At 78.5% G+C, this 4,836-nt stretch carries 5 protein-coding genes; 1 reads left to right on the top strand and 4 read right to left on the bottom strand.

The window, feature by feature from the left end:
• The 4 genes from ABEB16_RS11255 to ABEB16_RS11240 form a co-directional block, all read right to left on the bottom strand.
• Positions 1–536: NYN domain-containing protein (locus ABEB16_RS11255; RefSeq protein ID WP_345712344.1), on the bottom strand; the 536-nt coding region annotated here is incomplete at its 3' end.
• A gap of 113 nt (positions 537–649) precedes the next feature.
• The gene (locus ABEB16_RS11250; protein ID WP_345712343.1) at positions 650–1,666 is read right to left on the bottom strand and encodes a GGDEF domain-containing protein; all 1,017 of its coding nucleotides are present in this window, start codon (positions 1,664–1,666) and stop codon (positions 650–652) included.
• Positions 1,667–1,808: 142 nt separating this feature from the next.
• Positions 1,809–1,943 carry a hypothetical protein gene (locus tag ABEB16_RS11245; RefSeq protein ID WP_345712342.1) on the bottom strand — a complete coding sequence of 45 codons (135 nt, stop codon included), beginning with the start codon at positions 1,941–1,943 and terminating at the stop codon, positions 1,809–1,811.
• Positions 1,944–1,983: 40 nt separating this feature from the next.
• The gene (locus ABEB16_RS11240) at positions 1,984–2,553 is read right to left on the bottom strand and encodes a DoxX family protein (RefSeq protein ID WP_345712341.1); all 570 of its coding nucleotides are present in this window, start codon (positions 2,551–2,553) and stop codon (positions 1,984–1,986) included.
• Between the two features lie 223 nt (positions 2,554–2,776).
• Here ABEB16_RS11240 and ABEB16_RS11235 point away from each other — a divergent pair, with 223 nt between their 5' ends.
• On the top strand, positions 2,777–4,702 hold the full coding sequence (locus ABEB16_RS11235) for a phosphatase PAP2 family protein (protein ID WP_345712340.1): 1,926 nt from the start codon (positions 2,777–2,779) through the stop codon (positions 4,700–4,702).
• The last annotated feature ends 134 nt before the right edge of the window (positions 4,703–4,836 follow it).

Here is a 4,836-nt window from a genome sequence, read left to right as displayed (position 1 = left end):
ACGGGCGCCAGCACCGCGGCGGCCAGCTCGTCGGGGGAGATGACGGTGTCGCACACGGATCGGTAGGCCGCCGCCGCCGGGCCGGCCGTCACGATGGCGGTGAGCCGGTCGTGGGCGCGCAGCCGCATCATGACGGGCGTGAAGTCGGCGTCGGTGGAGGCGACGACGAACTCGTCGTAACCGCCGCGGTGCTCCAGCGCGTCGAGGATGTCGAGGACCATGTGGATGTCCGCGCTGTTCTTCTGCCGCTGCGTCAGCGGCGGGCAGTCGACGACCTTGAAGCCGTTGCGGGTGAAGAACGGCCGGTAGCGACCGTGGGCGACGGGGTTGAGGTAGCAGATCCGCACGAGGAAGCGGCGCTCGAAGGGCCCCGAGGAGTCCACCCCGGAGGACAGCCAGCGCACCCACCTGTCGGGGTCCGTGGCGAACGCCGTCGCCGCGCGCCGGTCCGTGTCGGCCAGCCCCGAGTAGATGTTGTCGAAGTCGACGAACAGGGCGCTGCGCCTCGCGCGCCCCGACGCGTCGTCCCAGCCCACGTCCCGCCTCCCGACGGCCGCCCGGCACCGGCGACCCGCGGCTCAACGTACGCCACGGCCACCGGCGCCGGTCCGGGTACCGCCCGATCGGCGCACGGCCGGGTGCAGCGGGGTCAGCCGCTCCGGGTGGGGACGCGCCCCACCCGGTCGCGGCCACCGCGCTTGGCCGCGTAGAGGGCCGCGTCGGCGTCGGCGTACAGGTCGCGGGTACCGCCCGAGCCGTCCGGGGCGTGCCCGACGCCGGCGCTGATCGACAGCGGCACGGCCGTGCCGCCTGGCAGCAGCAGCGGCGCGGCGCGCACCGCGGCCACGAACTGCTCGGCGCGCCGGGCGGCGGCCTCGACGGGGCAGCCGGGCATGAGCACCGCCAGCTCGTCGCCGCCCATCCGCGCCACGACGTCCTGCTCGCGGCAGCGCGCCTCGAGCACGCCGGCGACGTGCGCGAGGGCGGCGTCGCCGGCGAGGTGGCCGTGGGTGTCGTTGACCGCCTTGAAGCGGTCGATGTCGACGACGACGAGGGCGGTGCCGAGCGCACCGGCGCGGTCGAGGGCGTGGCGGGTCGCGTCGTCGAGCACCCGGCGCGTCCCCAGCCCGGTGAGCGGGTCGACGCCGGCCTGCCGGCGCAGCCGGGCCACGATGCGGTCGTGCGCGCCGACCGCCCGGACCAGCAGGACGGCGGTGAGCACGAGGACGGCGGTCATGTAGGTCAGCTCGGTGAGCGCCTGCTGCAGCGGCAGCAGGGTGAGCACCACGAGCGCCTCGCACGCCACGGTCCAGGCCGTCACCAGCGCCGCGCCGGCGGCCCGGAGCTGGACGGCGGCCCACAGCACCGGCAGGCAGAAGAACACCTGGCCGGTGACGCCGGCGTCCGCGGTGGCGAGGTCGAGCCACGCGGCGGCCGACGCGCCGAGGAGCGGGGCGGCCACCGACAGCGGCGCGGTCCGCCGCACCGGCAGCACCACGCACAGCAGCGCGAACGACCCGAGGACGACGGTCGTGAGGACGTCCACCGGGTGGGGGCCGCCGTGCAGGATCGCGAACAGCAGCGAGGTCCACGTGGTGACCGACAGCACGACCGCCGCCCACAGCCGCGCCGAGCGGGCGTGGCGCGGCCCGAGCGCGGCCGGCACCGCGGCGCAGCGGGCACCGCTTGGCAGGAGGGGGCGCACGTCCCCCCATCGGCACCGGCCCCCGCGGGCTCGAGGCGTGCTCCCCCGACCGGGTGCGTCCGCGCGGCGGACCCGTCAGGCGCTGCCCGTCAGGCGCTGCCCGTCAGGTGGCCGGGCCCCCGTGCGGTTCGACGTCCGGCTCGGCGCGCGCGACGTCGGCGATCTCCTCCTCCGGCCGCGGGGCGACGTCCTCGTCGGCCTCCAGCTCGGGGATCCCCGGCCCGTCCCGTCCGCTCATCCGGCCACGCCAGCGCCGGCCCGCCCGGCCCGCAGGGCGCTCAGGCTGCACCGCGGGCCGCCCGGCCGCCCTCGTCGGCCTGCTCCTGCCCGGAGGTGGGCGCCGCGGCCACCGCCCGCTCGCGGCGGGCCACGACGGCGGTGGAGGCGGCGAGGGAGACGACGAGCGCGGCGGCGGTCATCCACGGGCGGTTGAGCCGGTCGCCGAGCAGCCGGTCGAGCGAGTGCCTGCCGGGGCCGGCGACGGCCAGCGCGGCGGCGGCGGCGCCCAGGACGGCCGGGTACTCGAAGCCGCCCTCGGTGGCGAAGAAGCCGGCCGGGCGGTGCACGGCCCCGGCCGCGAGCATGTTCGCGGCCACGGCGGCACCCGCGGCGGGGGTGGCCAGCCCCAGGGCCAGCAGCGCGCCACCACCGGTCTCCGAGAGCCCGGCCGCGACGGCGCTGGGCTTCGGCGGGTGGAACCCCATCGACTCCATCGCGCCCGTGGTGCCCGCCACACCGTGACCGCCGAACCAGCCGAACAGCTTCTGGGCGCCGTGGGCGAAGAGGGTGGACCCCACGCCCACGCGCAGGACGAGCAGGCCGAGGTCGGTGCGGGCGGGAGCGGTCACGGTGCCTCCAGGCGCGAAGTGGTCGTCCTCTCGACCATGGACGGGCCCGCGGTCCACCGCCACCCGGCGCGGGCGGCGGCCGGGGCCGGGCACCCGCCCCGCCGCCGGGAACGGTTCCCCCGCCGGACACCCGGTGTCCACCCGGCGGGAACCGGGCCCCAGCAGGCTGCGCACCCGCCGGCGGACGACCGCCGCGAGCCCCCACGACCTCCGGAGGTCACGCGTGCCCGCACGCCCCGAGAACCCCAGCGCCCCCCGCCGGCCCGTCAGCCGGCGGGGCGTCCTGACCCTCGCGCTGGCCGGTTCCACCGCACTGCTGGTGCCGGCCGGCCGGGCGCGGCCGGCAGCCGCGCGCACCGCGGCGGACGAGGCGCTGCTGCCGTTCGTGGAGCACTACACGACGAACGTCGCGGCGAACACCACCCCGGACACCAACGCCGCCGTGCGGATCCTGTCCGGGTTCCAGGAGCTGTGGCGGACCGGCCCGACCTGGGACACCGGCCGCGCCCTGGACCGCGCCGTGCTGCGCGCCAACGTGCGCCACGTCGTCGACGCCACCCGCGCGCGCACCCCCGAGCAGGCGAAGGAGGCCTTCGTCCGCGACCGCCAGCACCAGAGCTACGCCGTCACCGCCGCCCTCGGCCCGCTCACCGACCTGTACCGGGAGGGCGCGAAGGCGGTCACCGGCATCACCGAGGCCCCCGACGGCACCCCGCCGGACCGCGTCAGCGACGCGCTGCCGCCGGGCGCGCCCGCGGGATCGGCCCTCGGCGCCGGGTCGGAGACCTCCGAGCTGGGGCTCGTCGCCCGGCTGGTGAACACCGTGCGCGGCCCCAGCGCCTCCAGCAACCCCAGCAAGAGCGCCTACCAGTACCCGCGGCCGTGGCGGCTGGACGCCGACAGCCGGGTCGTCCCGACCGGGGCGACCGACGCGTTCGGCTTCCCCGTCTACGCCTCCGACGTCGTCGTCGCCCCGCAGCTGCTGCGCCAGCGCGGCACCGACCCGGCCGACGACGGCGGTTTCCCCAGCGGCCACACCAACGCCTTCCACCTGGCCGCCCTGGCGATGGCCCACGCGATCCCCGAGCGCTTCCAGGAGCTCGTCGCGTGCGCCTTCGGGCTGTCCGACAGCCGCATCGTCTCCGGGATGCACTCCCCGGTCGACGTCATCGGCGGCCGCATCCTCGCCACGGCGCTGGCCGCGGCCGCCCTGCACGACCCGGCCAACGCCGAGCTGCGGCGCGGGGCCCGCGAGCAGGCGGCGCGCTGGTTCCGGGCGCGCACCGGCACCGACGCCACCGGTCTCGTCGCCCTCGCGCGGTCCGGCGGCGGGCAGGGCCCGTGGGGCGACCACGCGGCGAACCGCGAGACCGTGCGGCGCTGCCTCACCTACGGGTTCCGCCGCAGCGGCCCGCGCACCCCGATGGTGGTGCCGCAGGGCGCCGAGGTGCTGCTGGAGACCCGCCTGCCGTACCTGGGCGCGGCGCAGCGCCGGGAGGTCCTGCGCACCACGGCCCTGCCCGCCGGCCACCCGCTGCTGGACGGGCCGGAGCTGTGGGGCCGCCTCGACCTGTTCAGCGCGGCCGACGGCTACGGCCGCTTCGACGGCACCGCGGTCGTCGACATGGACGCCGCCGCCGGGGGCTTCGCCGCGGCCGACGCGTGGCGCAACGACATCGCCGGGCGCGGGGACCTCCTCAAGCGCGGTTCCGGGGAGCTCACCCTCAGCGGCGCGAACTCCTTCACCGGCGGCACCCGCGTGGCGGGCGGCACCCTCGTCGCGGCGTCGGCCGGCGCCCTGGGGCACGGCGACGTCACCGTCACCGCCGGTGCGCTGCGGATCGCCGCCGGGTGCGGCGCCGAGGTCGGCGGCGACCTCTCCCAGGGGGCCGGGTCCGTGCTGCGGGTGGCGCCGGGCGCACGGGGACCGGTGCCGCTGGCGGTCGCCGGCACGGCGGTCCTGGACGCCGCGGCCCGCCTCGTCATCGACGCCGGCGCGCCCGGCACCTGGCGCCGCGGCGAGGCGCGGCCCGTGCTGCGGGCGCGCCGGGTCCGCGGCCGCTTCGGCACCGTCGAGGTCACCGGCGGGGGTCGTGCCGAGCTGGTCCCGGGCCGCGACGGCCTCGCCGTCCGCCTCCTCACCACCTGAGCGGGCCACCACCTGAGCGGGCCACCACCCGGGCGGGCCACCCGCTCAGCCGTGGTGCCCGCGGAGCGCTCCCGCCCACCACCGGTGCGGCCCCGGCGGCCCACCCGCCGGCCCCCCACCGCGCCACCGGCGGC

This window comes from Kineococcus glutinatus (genome assembly GCF_039542765.1).
GTDB lineage: Bacteria > Actinomycetota > Actinomycetes > Actinomycetales > Kineococcaceae > Kineococcus_A > Kineococcus_A glutinatus.
The sequence above is the reverse complement of the archived record's forward strand: the minus strand, read 5'-3'. Positions and strand labels throughout refer to the sequence as shown.

What these genes read in the sequence shown, in the direction of transcription:
- ABEB16_RS11245 (WP_345712342.1), bottom strand. Translation starts at nt 1,943, where the DNA reads ATGAGCGGACGGGACGGGCCGGGGATCCCCGAGCTGGAGGCCGACGAG.